The organism is Rhodophyticola porphyridii (genome assembly GCF_003688285.1).
GTDB lineage: Bacteria > Pseudomonadota > Alphaproteobacteria > Rhodobacterales > Rhodobacteraceae > Rhodophyticola > Rhodophyticola porphyridii.
On sequence record NZ_RCNT01000001.1, the window covers coordinates 710,631 to 723,996 of the forward strand.

General features: G+C 64.7%; 13 protein-coding genes. 10 read left to right on the plus strand and 3 right to left on the minus strand.

Features of this window, described 5'->3' with window-relative positions:
• Positions 1 to 41: 41 nt before the first annotated feature.
• Entirely contained in the window at positions 42 to 521 is a 480-nt protein-coding gene (locus D9R08_RS03650) for a pyridoxamine 5'-phosphate oxidase family protein (protein ID WP_121896605.1), read from the plus strand.
• Between the two features lie 119 nt (positions 522 to 640).
• Here D9R08_RS03650 and D9R08_RS03655 read toward each other — a convergent pair whose 3' ends face one another.
• On the minus strand, positions 641 to 2,113 hold the full coding sequence (locus tag D9R08_RS03655) for an ABC transporter substrate-binding protein (RefSeq protein ID WP_121896606.1): 1,473 nt from the start codon (positions 2,111 to 2,113) through the stop codon (positions 641 to 643).
• A 195-nt stretch (positions 2,114 to 2,308) separates the two neighbouring features.
• Between D9R08_RS03655 and D9R08_RS03660 the strand changes: the two genes are divergently transcribed.
• The 8 genes from D9R08_RS03660 (at position 2,309) to folD (ending at position 11,184) form a co-directional block, all read left to right on the plus strand.
• Positions 2,309 to 2,506 (plus strand): hypothetical protein, encoded by a 198-nt coding sequence (locus D9R08_RS03660; protein ID WP_121896607.1) that lies wholly within the window; start codon positions 2,309 to 2,311, stop codon positions 2,504 to 2,506.
• Between the two features lie 312 nt (positions 2,507 to 2,818).
• On the plus strand, positions 2,819 to 3,319 hold the full coding sequence (gene pal / locus D9R08_RS03665) for a peptidoglycan-associated lipoprotein Pal (RefSeq protein ID WP_121896608.1): 501 nt from the start codon (positions 2,819 to 2,821) through the stop codon (positions 3,317 to 3,319).
• Complete coding sequence (ybgF, locus tag D9R08_RS03670; RefSeq protein WP_325048857.1) at positions 3,320 to 4,174, plus strand: tol-pal system protein YbgF; 855 nt, start codon at positions 3,320 to 3,322, stop codon at positions 4,172 to 4,174.
• A complete protein-coding gene (gene tilS, locus D9R08_RS03675; RefSeq protein WP_158598919.1) occupies positions 4,171 to 5,433 on the plus strand; it encodes a tRNA lysidine(34) synthetase TilS in 1,263 nt (420 codons plus the stop codon). Before ybgF ends, tilS begins: the two co-directional genes overlap by 4 nt.
• A 90-nt stretch (positions 5,434 to 5,523) precedes the next feature.
• Positions 5,524 to 7,434 carry an ATP-dependent zinc metalloprotease FtsH gene (gene ftsH, locus D9R08_RS03680; RefSeq protein ID WP_121896611.1) on the plus strand — a complete coding sequence of 637 codons (1,911 nt, stop codon included), beginning with the start codon at positions 5,524 to 5,526 and terminating at the stop codon, positions 7,432 to 7,434.
• Positions 7,435 to 7,639: 205 nt separating this feature from the next.
• Positions 7,640 to 8,248 (plus strand): MOSC domain-containing protein, encoded by a 609-nt coding sequence (locus D9R08_RS03685; RefSeq protein WP_121896837.1) that lies wholly within the window; start codon positions 7,640 to 7,642, stop codon positions 8,246 to 8,248.
• 284 nt (positions 8,249 to 8,532) lie between these two features.
• The gene (locus D9R08_RS03690) at positions 8,533 to 10,209 is read left to right on the plus strand and encodes a formate--tetrahydrofolate ligase (RefSeq protein ID WP_121896612.1); all 1,677 of its coding nucleotides are present in this window, start codon (positions 8,533 to 8,535) and stop codon (positions 10,207 to 10,209) included.
• 75 nt (positions 10,210 to 10,284) lie between these two features.
• Positions 10,285 to 11,184, plus strand: coding sequence for a bifunctional methylenetetrahydrofolate dehydrogenase/methenyltetrahydrofolate cyclohydrolase FolD (gene folD / locus D9R08_RS03695; RefSeq protein ID WP_121896613.1), 900 nt, complete (start codon positions 10,285 to 10,287; stop codon positions 11,182 to 11,184).
• Between the two features lie 57 nt (positions 11,185 to 11,241).
• On the opposite strand, the gene D9R08_RS03700 is transcribed toward folD, so the two are convergent.
• Positions 11,242 to 11,604, minus strand: coding sequence for a PaaI family thioesterase (locus D9R08_RS03700; protein ID WP_233557205.1), 363 nt, complete (start codon positions 11,602 to 11,604; stop codon positions 11,242 to 11,244).
• A 155-nt stretch (positions 11,605 to 11,759) separates the two neighbouring features.
• On the opposite strand from D9R08_RS03700, the gene D9R08_RS03705 reads away from it, so the two are divergent.
• Positions 11,760 to 12,563 carry a LytTR family transcriptional regulator DNA-binding domain-containing protein gene (locus tag D9R08_RS03705; RefSeq protein ID WP_121896615.1) on the plus strand — a complete coding sequence of 268 codons (804 nt, stop codon included), beginning with the start codon at positions 11,760 to 11,762 and terminating at the stop codon, positions 12,561 to 12,563.
• Here D9R08_RS03705 and pdeM read toward each other — a convergent pair.
• Positions 12,560 to 13,222, minus strand: a complete 663-nt coding sequence (gene pdeM / locus D9R08_RS03710) for a ligase-associated DNA damage response endonuclease PdeM (RefSeq protein ID WP_121896838.1) — start codon at positions 13,220 to 13,222, stop codon at positions 12,560 to 12,562. The two genes, D9R08_RS03705 and pdeM, sit on opposite strands and share 4 nt — an antisense overlap.
• Between the last annotated feature and the right edge of the window lie 144 nt (positions 13,223 to 13,366).

A 13,366-nucleotide genomic window follows, 5' to 3' on the forward strand; every position in this document is an offset into this window, starting at 1 on the left:
TGGTTGAGAGGTGACACACCCCTCAGGACAGGACACAAGCAATGAGCGATCTGAAGCACGAATTCTGGAACCGTATGGAAGATGTCCGGGCCGGGATGTTGGGGGTCAGGGGGCAGGGCCGGCTGGTCGCCATGTCGCCGCAGGTCGACGACGACATGCCCGGGCACATCTGGTTCATCACCGCCAAGGGCACTGATCTCGCCAAATCCGTCGAAGCCGGTGAGCAGCCCGCGCAATTCGTCGTGGCGGACGCGAAAACGGGTCTCTACGCGGATGTGGAGGGCCGGTTGAGCCGCTCCACCGACCGTGAGGCGCTGGATGAGGTCTGGAGCTTCGTCGCCGATGCCTGGTTTGAGGGCGGGCAGCACGATCCGGATGTCTGTCTGCTGCAATTCACGCCGGATAGCGCCGAAATCTCGGTGACACCCACCAGCGGCGTGAAGTTCCTCTACGAGATCGCCAAAGCGAACCTGACCGATCAGAAACCCGATGCCGGGGAACAGGGTTCGGTCACTTTCTAGACGGTGTGGCCCGGCCGCGCTCCGCGCCGGCCCGGCCCCGGGGCGCCGATGTGGCAGGCGTCAAACACGCCCCGGGCTGTGCCGCCCGGGGCGTGTTTTCCGATTGTGTCGCGCGGGGCCTATTGCCTCCAGCGGACGCCGCTCAGATCATTGGCCTGTGTCGGGGAGTTTTCCCACAGACCTTCGATATTGGCGTTTGCCACGCCGGTTTTCGCAAGCTGGAACAGATAGCCATTGACGTAATCGTCGGCGATCATCTCCTGAGCCGAGCGCAGCAGCTCGGAGCGTTCCGCCGGATCGGCGGTCAGTGTCAGCGTGTTCATGAGATCCTGAAACCCCGGGTTGTCATACTGGAAGTAGTAATCAGGCCGGGCATAGATCCCGATATCCATGGGTTCGGTATGGCTGACGATGGTCAGATCGAAATCCTTGCCCCGGAACACCTGTTCCAGCCATTGCGCCCATTCCAGATTGCTGATCTCGGTCTCGATTCCCACCTCGCGAAGCTGGGCCGCGATGATCTCGCCGCCCCGGCGCGCATAGGATGGGGGCGGCAGCGCCAGACGAAGCGTCAGATCGGAGACACCGGCCTCCGCCAGCAGCGCGCGGGCGGTCTCGGGGTCGAAGGCGGATTGCCCGGTCAGATCGACGTAATCCGGGTGATGCGGTGCGAAATGGGTGCCGATGGGCGTACCATAGCCGAACATCGCACCGTCGATGATGTCCTGCCGGTTGATCGCGTGGGATATCGCCTGACGCACGCGGACATCGTCCAGCGGCGCGGACTGGTTGTTCATCGCCAGAATGGTTTCTCCCTCGGTCGACCCGACGATGACGGAGAACCGGGGATCGGCTTCGAACTGGCCAAGCGTTTCGGGCGCGGGAAAGACCGGGAAGGCATCCACATCCCCGGCCATCAGCGCGGCAAAGGCGGCGTTCGGGTCGGAAATGAAGCGGAAGGTCGCGGCCTCTAGCGCCGGAGCCTCGCCCCAGTAATCGGGGTTGCGGGTCAGCTCCACCCGGTCGCCCTGAACCCAGTCGGCAAAGACGAAGGGGCCGGTGCCGACCGGATCGGTGGCATTCGTCCCGGCACTTTCTGGGGCGACGATCACCGCATCGCCCCAGGCCAGGTTGAAGAGCAGCGCCCCGTTCTGCGCGCTCAGGCGCAGCACCACGGTGGTGTCGTCAACCGCCTCGACGCTCTCGATCCCCGCGAACAGCGCGGCCTGCGCATTCGTGGTGTCCTCGGCCCGCGCGCGATCGAGGGAGAAGACGACATCCTCGGCGGTGAAGCTGCTGCCGTCATGGAACATCACCCCGTCACGCAGCGAAAACGTATAGGTCAGCCCGTCCTCGGAAATCTCCCATGTCTCGGCCAGTCCCGGCACCACCGACCCATCGGAGGCAAAGCGCGTCAGCCCCTCGAAGACATTGGCATAAACCACCTCGTCGATGGCGGCGGCGGCGCCGCCCGTCGGGTCCAGGTTGGGCGGTTCCAGCTGCATCCCGATGGTGATGTCGGTCTGCTGCGCCAACGCCCCGCTTGCCGTAAGGGCAAGGATTGCGCCGGTCATCTTGAAACGGTGGAACATGCGTCTCTCCCTTGAGATGTTTCGCGGCGATGGTATTGGGCAATGGGTTTGGCTTGCAAGCGCGGATCGCGCCGCCCGATGCTGCGCTGCGGCGTGGCGTCGCAAAGCTGTTACTTTGGAGTCGCCCGAATCGAAGGTGTGCATTACCCTTTCCGGTGGGGAAACGGCCTTACATGACAACAACGGAGTTGCGCGATGCATGTGCCAAGCACTGAGGACATTCTCAAACTGTCCAGTGATCATGTTGCCGAATTCATCAACGATCACACCAGTTCCAAGACCTTGAGTGTGATCATGCGGCAGTTGAACGAGCAATTGATGTCCGCCGATGAGGCGGTTCGCAATGCCGCTCAGGCTGCGCTTCAGCGGTTGGGCTTTCCCGAATACGCCTAGCTTTCTGGCCGATATCCGCCAAAGCCGGGGCAAAACAGCCATGGCGAAATCATCCGTCTTTCGGACGGTGCTGCCGGTCTGTCGCAGCGGCGCAATTTCGCGCCGCGCCCGTCCAAGTGCGCCATCTCCCTGACCGAACCTGTCCCTGCGTCCCCCGCGGGCGCCTCAGGCCGTCCTGCCCAGATCCGGCGAGCGCCCCGTCAGCAAGGAAATCTTTGCTGATTCCCGATCTGGCCCCCTTGTGATTTGCATGAAGCCGCACCCATGTTACGCTGCGCGGCAAAACACACCCTGAACCGAGGAATGAGCACCATGAATATCCTGATGAAATCCGCCCTTCTGGTTGCGGTCCTTGGCCTCTCGGCCTGTGCCCAGGGCGGGCTTGGCGGTAACACCGCCGGCGCATTGAACGGCGCGGGGCAGGGGGCGTTCGATCCGACATCGCCGGCCTATTTCAACCAGACCGTGGGCGACCGCGTCCTGTTCGCCGTCGATCAATCCACTCTTGCGCCCGACGCCCGGGCAACTCTGGACGGGCAGGCCCAGTGGCTGCTGACAAACACCGAATACACCGTTCTGATCGAAGGCCACGCGGATGAGCAGGGTACCCGCGAATACAACCTTGCCCTCGGCGCCCGCCGGGCCAGCGCGGTGGAGGAATACCTGATCAGCCGCGGCGTTGCGGCCAACCGGCTCCGGACGATCAGCTACGGCAAGGAACGTCCGATCGAAATCTGCTCCGATGAAAGCTGTTATCGTCAGAACCGCCGCGCGGTCAGCGTGATCGCGGCCGGCGGCGGCGCCGGGGTCTGAATGAGTATGCTGCGCCCGTTCGCCCTGTGTGTCGCCCTCGCGGCAACCCTGAGCCTGCCCATGGCCGCCATGGCGCAGGACAGGGATCAGACCCTCGCCGATATCCGGCAGGAGCTTTCCGTTCTCTATGTGGAGCTGCAACGGCTGCGGGGGGAGTTGAACACCACCGGGGCGCCTCTCGGCAGCGGCGCGTCAGGCGATACGCTGCAGCGCGTCGATGGGATCGAGGCGGAGTTGCGCCGCCTGACCAGCCTGACCGAAGAGATGCAGCTCAGGATCGACCGGGTCGTCAGCGATGGCACCAACCGGGTGGGCGATCTGGAGTTCCGTCTGTGCGAGCTTGAGACCGATTGCGACATCGCCGATCTGGGCGATACCCCCAGCCTTGGCGGGGAACCGCTGACCGGGGCAGGCCCGGTCGCGGCCCCTCTCCCGGCACCCGGCGGCGGCACGGGCGGCGGCGCGGCGCTTGCGGTGGGCGAGCAATCGGATTTCGACCGTGCGCAGGCGGCTTATGACGCCGGCAACTATGCCGAAGCGGCACAGCTTTTCGCCGCCTTCACCCAAACCTATCCCGGCGGTCCCCTGAGCGCGGAGGCGCATTTCCTCCGGGGCGAGGCGGAAGCGGCCCAGAGCAACTGGAGCGAGGCCGCTCGGGCCTATCTCGATAGTTTTTCCGGTGCGCCCGATGCCCCCCGCGCGCCCGAAAGCCTTACGAAACTGGGCACCAGCCTCGGCCAGCTCGGCCAGACGGAAGAGGCCTGCCTGACCCTGGCGGAGGTCGAACTTCGCTATCCGACCTCTCAATCGGTGTTCGACGCGCGCTCCGCCATGGCCGGCCTTGGCTGCACTTGAGCATCGAAACCCGGTTCGCCGCCACGCTTGAGCGGCTTCTGGCGGGTCGGCCCGGCCGGTGCATCGGGGTTGCGGTTTCCGGCGGCAGCGACTCGCTGGCGCTCCTGACCCTTGCCGCCGACTGGGCAAGGGCGCAGCCCACCCCCCCGGAGGTGCAGGCGATCACCGTCGATCACGGCCTGCGGGCCGAAAGCGCGGAAGAGGCCGCCTGGGTCGCCGCCCGGGCGCAAGATCTCGGCGCGGCCCATGTCACGCTGTCGTGGCGGGGCTGGGACGGGCAGGGGAACCTTCAGGCCCGCGCCCGCGCCGCCCGCTATCGCCTCATGGCCGATTGGGCGCGCGCCGAAAGGCCGGAGATCTCCGCGATTCTGTTGGGGCATACCCGGGACGATCTGGCCGAAACCTTCCTGATGCGCCTGGCCCGCGGCTCCGGCGTCGATGGTCTGTCCGCCATGGCAGAGACCACGCGGGATCAGGGCATCCCCTTCCTGCGCCCGCTCCTGGCCGAGCGCCGCAAGGCCCTGCGCGACATGCTCAAGGCCCGCGGCCTCGGCTGGCGCGACGATCCCGGCAATGACGACCCGCGATTTGACCGGGTGCGGATGCGTCAGGCGCTCGACCTGCTTGGCCCGCTCGGCCTGACCACCGACCGGTTGGCCGAGACCGCCCGGCAGCTTGCCCGCGCCCGCACGGCGCTGGAGGCCCGCTGCGCGGAAACCGCAGCGCGGATCGCGACCGAACCCCTGCCCGGCGTGATCGCACTGGCGCGCCCGGATTTTGCCGCGACCGAACGCGAAACCCAGCTTCGTCTCATGGCGCACGGACTGTCGCGCCTGTCCTCGGCACCCTATCGTCCGCGCCTGAAAACGCTGGAAACCGCGCTTGACGACGCGCTGGCGGGGCGGGGCGCCACGCTGCATGGCGGGCAGGTCGTGGCCACCGCATCCCATATATTCGTGGTTCGCGAACATGCCGCGGTCGCGGGGCTGGAAACGCCCGCCGACGGTACGGCGCTCTGGGACAATCGCTGGCAGGCGCGGGGCGCGCGGCTTCAGGGCTGCACGATCCGCGCGCTGGGACCCGACGGAGCCAGCAAGATCGACCGTCCGGCCACGCTGCCCCATGCGGCGCTTACCTCCTATCCCGGGATCTGGAGCGGCGAGAGCCTCGTGGCGGCGCCCGAGCTTTGGCACGCACCGCTCTGTCAGGCCAGCTATGCACCGCAGGCGCGCTTTCATCGCACCATATTATCGCATTGAAGTTGGCCCGAGCATGTCTATCTTACGGGGACGTGCCGGGCGCAGTCTGTCCGCCCCCCTGTTTGGCGCGCTGATGTAAGGAGAATTCTGTTGGGCAACGCGAGAAATATCGCTTTCTGGGTCATCCTGTTTCTGTTGATCCTCGCGCTCTTCAATCTGTTCAGCGGCGGCCAGTCCAATGTGAACCAGCGTGGCGTAGCGTATTCCGACTTCATTCAGGAGGTCGAGAACGGGGCCGTCACCTCGGTCACGATCGACGGCGAAAACGTCCAGTTCACCACCGGCGATGGCACTTATTCCACCGTGCGGCCCGATGGCACCGATCTGACCGAAACGCTTCTGGCCAATGACGTCCGGATCGAGGCGCGGCCGCAGGAGCAGTCGGGGTTCCTCAGCGTCCTTTCGCTCTGGTTGCCGGTTCTGGTCCTGATCGGTATCTGGATCTTCTTCATGAACCGGATGCAGGGCGGAGGGCGCGGTGGCGCGATGGGCTTCGGCAAATCGAAGGCCAAGCTGCTGACCGAGAAATCCGGTCGCGTAACCTTCGATGACGTGGCTGGCATCGACGAGGCGAAGGAAGAGCTTGAGGAGATCGTCGAGTTCCTCCGCAACCCGCAGAAGTTCTCCCGCCTCGGCGGCAAGATCCCCAAGGGTGCGCTTCTGGTGGGCCCCCCGGGCACCGGTAAGACGCTTCTGGCCCGCGCCATCGCGGGGGAGGCGGGCGTGCCCTTCTTCACCATCTCTGGCTCCGACTTCGTGGAGATGTTCGTGGGTGTCGGCGCCTCCCGTGTGCGCGACATGTTCGAACAGGCCAAGAAAAACGCGCCCTGCATCGTCTTCATCGACGAGATCGACGCGGTCGGCCGCTCCCGTGGCGTGGGCTATGGCGGCGGCAATGACGAACGCGAACAGACGCTGAACCAGCTTCTGGTCGAGATGGACGGGTTCGAGGCGAATGAGGGTATCATCATCGTGGCCGCCACCAACCGCCCCGACGTGCTCGACCCAGCGCTGCTGCGCCCCGGCCGCTTCGACCGCCAGGTGCAGGTGCCCAACCCCGATATCAAGGGCCGCGAGAAGATCCTCGGCGTCCACGCCCGCAAGGTGCCGCTGGGCCCGGACGTCGATCTGCGCATCATCGCTCGCGGCACGCCCGGTTTCTCGGGTGCGGATCTGGCCAACCTCGTCAACGAATCCGCGCTGATGGCCGCGCGTTTCGGGCGCCGCTTCGTGACGATGGAGGATTTCGAAAGCGCCAAGGACAAGGTCATGATGGGCGCGGAACGCCGATCGATGGTCATGTCCGAGGATGAAAAGAAGCTGACCGCCTATCATGAGGCCGGCCATGCCATCGTCGGACTGAACGTGCCCGATCACGACCCGATCCACAAGGCCACGATCATTCCGCGCGGCCGCGCATTGGGTTTGGTTCTGTCGCTCCCCGAGCGGGATCAGCTTTCCGTCAGCTACCGCAAATACACCTCCAAGATCGCCATGGCGATGGGCGGGCGCGTGGCCGAGGAACTGGTCTTCGGCAAGGACAACGTGACCTCAGGCGCGGCTTCGGACATCCAGCAGGTTTCCAAGATCGCCCGCGCGATGGTGACGCAATTCGGCTATGCCGAGGAACTCGGCTATATCGATTATGCCAATGAACAGCAGTCCTATCTGGGCGCTTATGGCGGCGGCTCAAGCCACTCCGCCGCGACCCAGAAGATCATCGACGACAAGGTCAAGGCGCTGGTGGATGAAGGCTATGAGACCGCCAAGCGTATCCTCACCGAAAAGCGCGACGATCTGGAACGGCTGGCGCAAGGCCTGTTGGAATACGAAACGCTGACCGGGTCGGAAATCACCAGGGTCATCGCCGGTGAGCCGCTCAACCGGGGCGAGGATGACGACGACCACGAGACCGGCGGCACCGCGTCGATCACGGCGATCCCGAAGACCAAGCCGAAACCCAAGCCATCGGGCGATATGGAGCCCGAGCCCACGGCCTGATCCAGACGTTGCCATGCTCTTCGAAACGAAAAAGACCCCGGCATCCGCGCCGGGGTCTTTCTTTGCGCTCTGGCATCTGCTGCGCGCCGATATCCGGCCTTCGCCGCCGCGCGGGCCGCACCGAACCCGCCTTGTCCCATATCCGGTCTTCTGCATATCCTGCCTGCCGGTCCCGCCTGCCATCCAAACCGTCAAGGAGCTGCCCATGCCGGCCCTCGTCCCCACCGATTTCGTCGGCCGGATCGTCTGGCTCGGCCATAACGCCGACCGGGATGCCGCACTTGAGACACGGTCGCTGACTCATATGGACCTGAGTTTTGCAGGTTATGAGGGTGAGAGCCATGCAGGCCTCACCCGGCGGTCGGACAGCCGGGTGGTGGCGCAGTATCCGCGCGGCACCGAGATCAGGAATACGCGCCAGCTGTCCATTCTGTCGGCGGAGGATCTGGCCGCCATCGCGGCGGATATGGGGCTGGACCGGCTTGAGCCGTCATGGCTCGGCGCCTCGGTCCTTGTGGAGGGGATCCCGGATTTCACCCATATCCCGCCATCCTCCCGCCTGCAGGGCGAACGCGGCACGACATTGACGGTGGATATGGAAAACCGCCCCTGCTCTCTCCCCGCGAAGGTGATCGAGGCAGCCCGGCCGGGTTTTGGAAAGGCGTTCAAACGGGCCGCAGCACATCGGCGCGGCATCACGGCCTGGGTGGAGCGGGAGGGGCGGCTCGATCTGGGCGAAGCGTTGCGCCTGCATGTGCCGGACCAGCCGGTCTGGCCGCATCTGGAGGCCGCGCGCGGCGCCCACACCTCCTAGGCCAGAAGTGCCACGGTCAGGCCAAGCATCATGCCGGCTGCGAAACCGGCCTGCAACAGGATCATCGGAGCTGACATCGTATTTCTCCTTCATTCGATACTGTTAGAACGGCTGAGCCGCGAAAAGGTTCAAAGAAATCTCCGACGGCTCCGCGTGTGGGCGCGCCGCCGCCCGCATTCTGACGGCGCGAGGGGCGAAAATGTCGGAAATGCCCCTATGCACCCGAAACTGAGGCGCTATAGGCGAGGGGAGACCACCCTCTATCGCCGCAGGAACCCCATATCATGGCCTTCAAAACCGACATCGAGATTGCCCGCGAAGCCACCAAGCGCCCGATCCAGGAGATCGGCGGCAAACTGGGCATCCCGTCCGAGGATCTGCTCCCCTACGGCCATGACAAGGCCAAGCTGAGCCAGAGCTTCATCGATGGTGTGCAGGGCCGCCGGAACGGCAAACTCATCCTCGTGACGGCGATCAATCCGACGCCGGCAGGCGAGGGCAAGACCACCACCACCGTCGGGCTTGGCGACGGTCTGAACCGGATCGGCAAGAACGCGGCCATCTGCATCCGCGAGGCCTCGCTCGGGCCCTGTTTCGGAATGAAGGGCGGTGCCGCGGGCGGCGGATATGCCCAGGTCGTGCCGATGGAGGAGATGAACCTCCATTTCACGGGCGATTTTCACGCGATCACATCGGCCCACAACCTGCTGTCGGCGATGATCGACAATCATATCTACTGGGGCAATGCGCTGGAGATCGACCAGCGGCGCGTGGTCTGGCGCCGCGTGCTCGACATGAACGACCGCGCGCTGCGCGACATGGTCACCTCCCTCGGCGGGGTGGCCAACGGGTTCCCGCGCCAGACCGGGTTCGACATCACTGTCGCCTCTGAGGTCATGGCGATCCTGTGCCTCGCCACCGGTCTCGACGACCTTCAGAAGCGGCTCGGTGACATCATCGTCGCCTATACGCGGGACCGCAAACCGATCTACGCCCGCGACATCAAGGCCGATGGCGCCATGACCGTCCTTCTCAAGGACGCGATGCAGCCCAATCTGGTCCAGACGCTGGAAAACAACCCCGCCTTCGTTCATGGCGGCCCGTTCGCCAATATCGCCCATGGCTGCAATTCGGTCATCGCCACCACCACCGCGCTGAAGCTGGCCGATTATGTCGTGACGGAGGCCGGTTTCGGCGCCGATCTGGGCGCCGAGAAATTCATGAACATCAAGTGCCGCAAGGCGGGCATTGCGCCCGACGCCGTGGTGATCGTGGCCACCGTGCGGGCGATGAAGATGAATGGCGGTGTCGCCAAGGCCGATCTGGGCGCGGAAAATGTGGCCGCGGTGGAGGCGGGCTGCGCCAATCTGGGCCGCCATATCGGCAACGTCAAATCCTTCGGGGTGCCGGTCGTCGTCGCGATCAACCATTTCGCGGGCGACACGGAGGCCGAGGTGCAGGCGGTGCAGAGCTATGTCGCCACGCAGGGCTCCGAGGCCGTCCTGTGCAAGCACTGGGCCGAGGGCTCCGCCGGAACCGAGGCGCTGGCCCGCAAGGTCGTGGACATCATCGACGAGGGCGGCGCCGATTTCGCGCCGATCTATCCCGACGACATGCCGCTGTTCGAGAAGATCGAGACCATCGCGACCGCCATCTATCACGCGGATGGCGTGGTGGCGGACGCTAGGATCCGCGACCAGCTGACGGCCTGGGAAGAGGCGGGCTATGGCCACCTGCCGGTCTGCATGGCCAAGACGCAGTATTCCTTCACCACCGATCCCGGCGCACGGGGCGCGCCCACGGGCTTCACGATCCCGGTGCGGGAGGTGCGGCTGTCGGCGGGGGCCGGCTTCATCGTGGCGATCTGCGGCGAGATCATGACCATGCCAGGCCTGCCCCGCGTGCCCTCCGCCGAGGCGATCATGCTGAACGAGGCGGGCGATATCGAGGGCCTGTTCTGAGGTCGGGCGCAGTGGCAAATTGATCTACCATTGATATACCTGACCCCGACGACGCAGCAGCAAAGGACACGCCCCATGACGGCCAAAATCATCGACGGAAAAGCCTTCGCCGCGCAGATTCGGGAAAAGGTCGCGGCCCATGTGGCGCGGCTGAAATCCGACCATGACATGGTGCCCGGTCTTGCCGTGGTCCTTGTGGGCGAGGACCCGGCCAGTCAGGTTTATGTGCGCAACAAGGGCAAGCAAACCGTTGAGGCCGGCATGGCCGGTTTCGAACATAAACTGGATGCGGCAACCTCCGAGGAAGATATCCTCCGTCTTGTCGACCGGTTGAACGCCGATCCGAAAGTACATGGCATTCTGGTGCAGTTACCGCTGCCTGATCATGTGGATAGCTCCAAGGTTATCAACAGGATAAACCCCGCCAAGGACGTCGACGGCTTTCATATCTCCAATGTGGGGCTGTTGGGCACGGGACAGAAATCCATGGTGCCCTGCACGCCGCTCGGTTGCCTGATGATGCTGCGCGATCACCACGGATCGCTGTCGGGGCTGAACGCGGTGGTTCTGGGCCGCTCCAACATCGTCGGCAAGCCTATGGCCCAGCTTTTGCTGGCCGATAATTGCACCGTGACCATCGCCCATTCACGGACGAAGGATCTCGCCCGCATATGTCGGGGCGCGGATATTCTGGTGGTTGCGGTCGGGCGCCCGGAAATGGTTCAGGGCGATTGGGTCAAACCCGGCGCGACGGTGATAGATGTGGGGATGAACCGCATCCAACACCCTGATAACCCTGATAAAACCAAGCTCGTCGGGGATGTGGACTTTGCCGCTGCGGCGCAGGTTGCGGGTGCCATCACGCCGGTGCCCGGCGGCGTTGGCCCGATGACCATCGCGTGTCTTCTGGCCAACACGGTCACCGCCTGCTGCCGCGCACATGGCCTGCCGGAGCCGCAGGGGCTGACCGCCTGATCAGGGGGTTGCCGGGGGCCGCGCCGAAGCGACGCCGGCGGCCCCGGCGAAACACGCTCAGACCGGGATCATCGTGCCCTGCAACAGGGCCACGTCCCGGCGGCTGCCATCGGCGCGCTCGACCTCCACGGTGCAGCGTGTGATCACCAGCCGGCGCCCCGGTTTCACAACCTCCCCATGGGCCCAGAGGCGCACCCCGTCGGCGGGCGCGATCAGATTGATCTTCATCTCGACGGTCATCACCTCGCTGCCTTCGGGCATCTGGCTCAATGCCGCATAGCCCGAGGCGCTGTCGCCAAGCGCGAAGGTCAGCCCGGCATGGGCAAACCCGTGCTGCTGCGACGTCGCCGGGACGACGGGCACCGAGAGCGTGACCCGGCCCGCCGTGACGGAGTCGATCCGCGCATCGAGGCTGCGCATAAACCCTTGCTTATGAAAGCTTTTCGCAATTCGGTCTCGCATAAATTATCACGCCTTTGTGTATATCCGATCTACACTTATCGAAATCATGGTTTATCATAACTTTCTCGCGTTGGGATAGGAGCCGCGCCACACGCATACTGAACCGGGGGAAGATGCAAACCGACAATTGCGATCTCCGTCATCTGGCCATTCGGGTTGTCCGCTCGCCGGTCACATCCGGGTGGCTTGCGGCAAGCCTTCTGGCGACGATGGTCGGGCCGTTCGGCACCTATGTTTCCATGTCGGTGACAGAGCGGGCGGTATATTGGGGCGGCCTGATCGGAGCGTCGATCCTGCTTGCGCGCCTGGCCAAGGCATGGGTGGCCAAAAGGCTCACCGGAAGCCGATTTGCCGTGGACATGGCCAGCAGTGCGATCATGGGGCTGTTTCTCGGACCGGCGGTCTGGGCCTATAACCGATATGTCTACGAGATCCCGGCCGACGATCTGCCAGGTATCGGCTGGCACATGTCGGTGGTCCTTGTGGTGTGTATGGTCGTTGTCCTGATCCGGCTTTATCTGCAGGACGATGAAGAGGAGGAAGGGGAAGCCGTGCCGCGCCCCGTTCCGGAGCAGGAAGCCGGGGCGGCAAAGCCCGAGGAGGAAGTGCCGTTTCTGCGCCGCCTGCCCCGGGAACTGGGCAACGAGCTTATGCATATCAAGGCAGACGGCCATTATCTGGAGGTTTTTACCCGTGACGGAAAGGACCGTATCCTGATGCGGTTTTCCGACGCGCTGGCCGAGCTGGACGGCTATGACGGTGTTCGCATCCACCGATCCCACTGGGTGGCGCGGCACGCCGTATCGCGGGTGGAACAGCGCGGCAGGCGGGTCTTCGCGGTGCTGCCCTGCGGCCGCCGCCTGCCGGTCAGCCAGGCCTATCAGCAAGACTTGCCCGGTGGTGACACCCGGTTCTAGCGGGGCATCGGAACGCGGACAGGCGGATCGCTCAGCAGGATCGCGGTGGCCCCGGGGCTCATCAACCCGGCCAGCGCTGCATCATGGCTGTGCAGCCCGCCGGTATAGGTGCCATAGGCGGGCATTATCACCCGCGTCTCGTCAGTCAGAAAACAGGGTCGTGTGACATTCCGTGCCCTGGTCAGTACCTTGGCCTTAGGATGGTAATGGCCTGAAATCTCGTGCTTTTCACCCGGCTCCGCGATATGGCGAAAGCTGAGCGGGCCGGCCCGGAAACTGCTGAGATGGGTGCCGCCCAGACCGACCGGGCCTGCATCGTGATTTCCTTCGATCCAGATCCAGCGGCGCCCGGCCATCAGCGTTGCAAGCCACGCGGTCATCTCGTCGCTCAGCGCATCTGCGGCGGCAAGGTCATCGAAACTGTCGCCCAGGCAAATCACCGTCTGCGGGGCCTTCGCTGTCAGATCGTCCTCAAGCCTGATCAGCGTGTCCCGCACCTCGTAGGGCGGCAGCATGGGGCCGCCGCGGCGGGCCATTCGTTCAGACTTGCCAAGATGCAGATCCGACACGCAGAGCACGCTCTCGGCCTCCCACCAAAGCGCGCCCGAGCGGAGCGCCTCAAGCTGTAATCCGGCAAAGGTGAAGCTGTATCCGTTCATGCTTCGTTCGATGGCATGGCGCAGCGGGTCTTGCAAGACATTGCGACCGGGATTGTCGCCGCATCCGGTGCCCGCGGGTGCATCCGGGGGGATGCGCCGGAGACGGAAAGGGTCGCTTTGGGCTCGAAACCGGCTGTGTTTTCG

What these genes read in the sequence shown, in the direction of transcription:
- D9R08_RS03690 (WP_121896612.1), top strand. Translation starts at nt 8,533, where the DNA reads ATGGCCTTCAAAACCGACATCGAGATTGCCCGCGAAGCCACCAAGCGC.
- D9R08_RS03685 (WP_121896837.1), top strand. Translation starts at nt 7,640, where the DNA reads ATGCCGGCCCTCGTCCCCACCGATTTCGTCGGCCGGATCGTCTGGCTC.
- D9R08_RS03650 (WP_121896605.1), top strand. Translation starts at nt 42, where the DNA reads ATGAGCGATCTGAAGCACGAATTCTGGAACCGTATGGAAGATGTCCGG.
- D9R08_RS03660 (WP_121896607.1), top strand. Translation starts at nt 2,309, where the DNA reads ATGCATGTGCCAAGCACTGAGGACATTCTCAAACTGTCCAGTGATCAT.
- pdeM (WP_121896838.1), bottom strand. Translation starts at nt 13,222, where the DNA reads ATGAACGGATACAGCTTCACCTTTGCCGGATTACAGCTTGAGGCGCTC.
- folD (WP_121896613.1), top strand. Translation starts at nt 10,285, where the DNA reads ATGACGGCCAAAATCATCGACGGAAAAGCCTTCGCCGCGCAGATTCGG.
- ybgF (WP_325048857.1), top strand. Translation starts at nt 3,320, where the DNA reads ATGAGTATGCTGCGCCCGTTCGCCCTGTGTGTCGCCCTCGCGGCAACC.
- D9R08_RS03705 (WP_121896615.1), top strand. Translation starts at nt 11,760, where the DNA reads ATGCAAACCGACAATTGCGATCTCCGTCATCTGGCCATTCGGGTTGTC.
- D9R08_RS03700 (WP_233557205.1), bottom strand. Translation starts at nt 11,604, where the DNA reads ATGCGCAGCCTCGATGCGCGGATCGACTCCGTCACGGCGGGCCGGGTC.
- pal (WP_121896608.1), top strand. Translation starts at nt 2,819, where the DNA reads ATGAATATCCTGATGAAATCCGCCCTTCTGGTTGCGGTCCTTGGCCTC.
- D9R08_RS03655 (WP_121896606.1), bottom strand. Translation starts at nt 2,113, where the DNA reads ATGTTCCACCGTTTCAAGATGACCGGCGCAATCCTTGCCCTTACGGCA.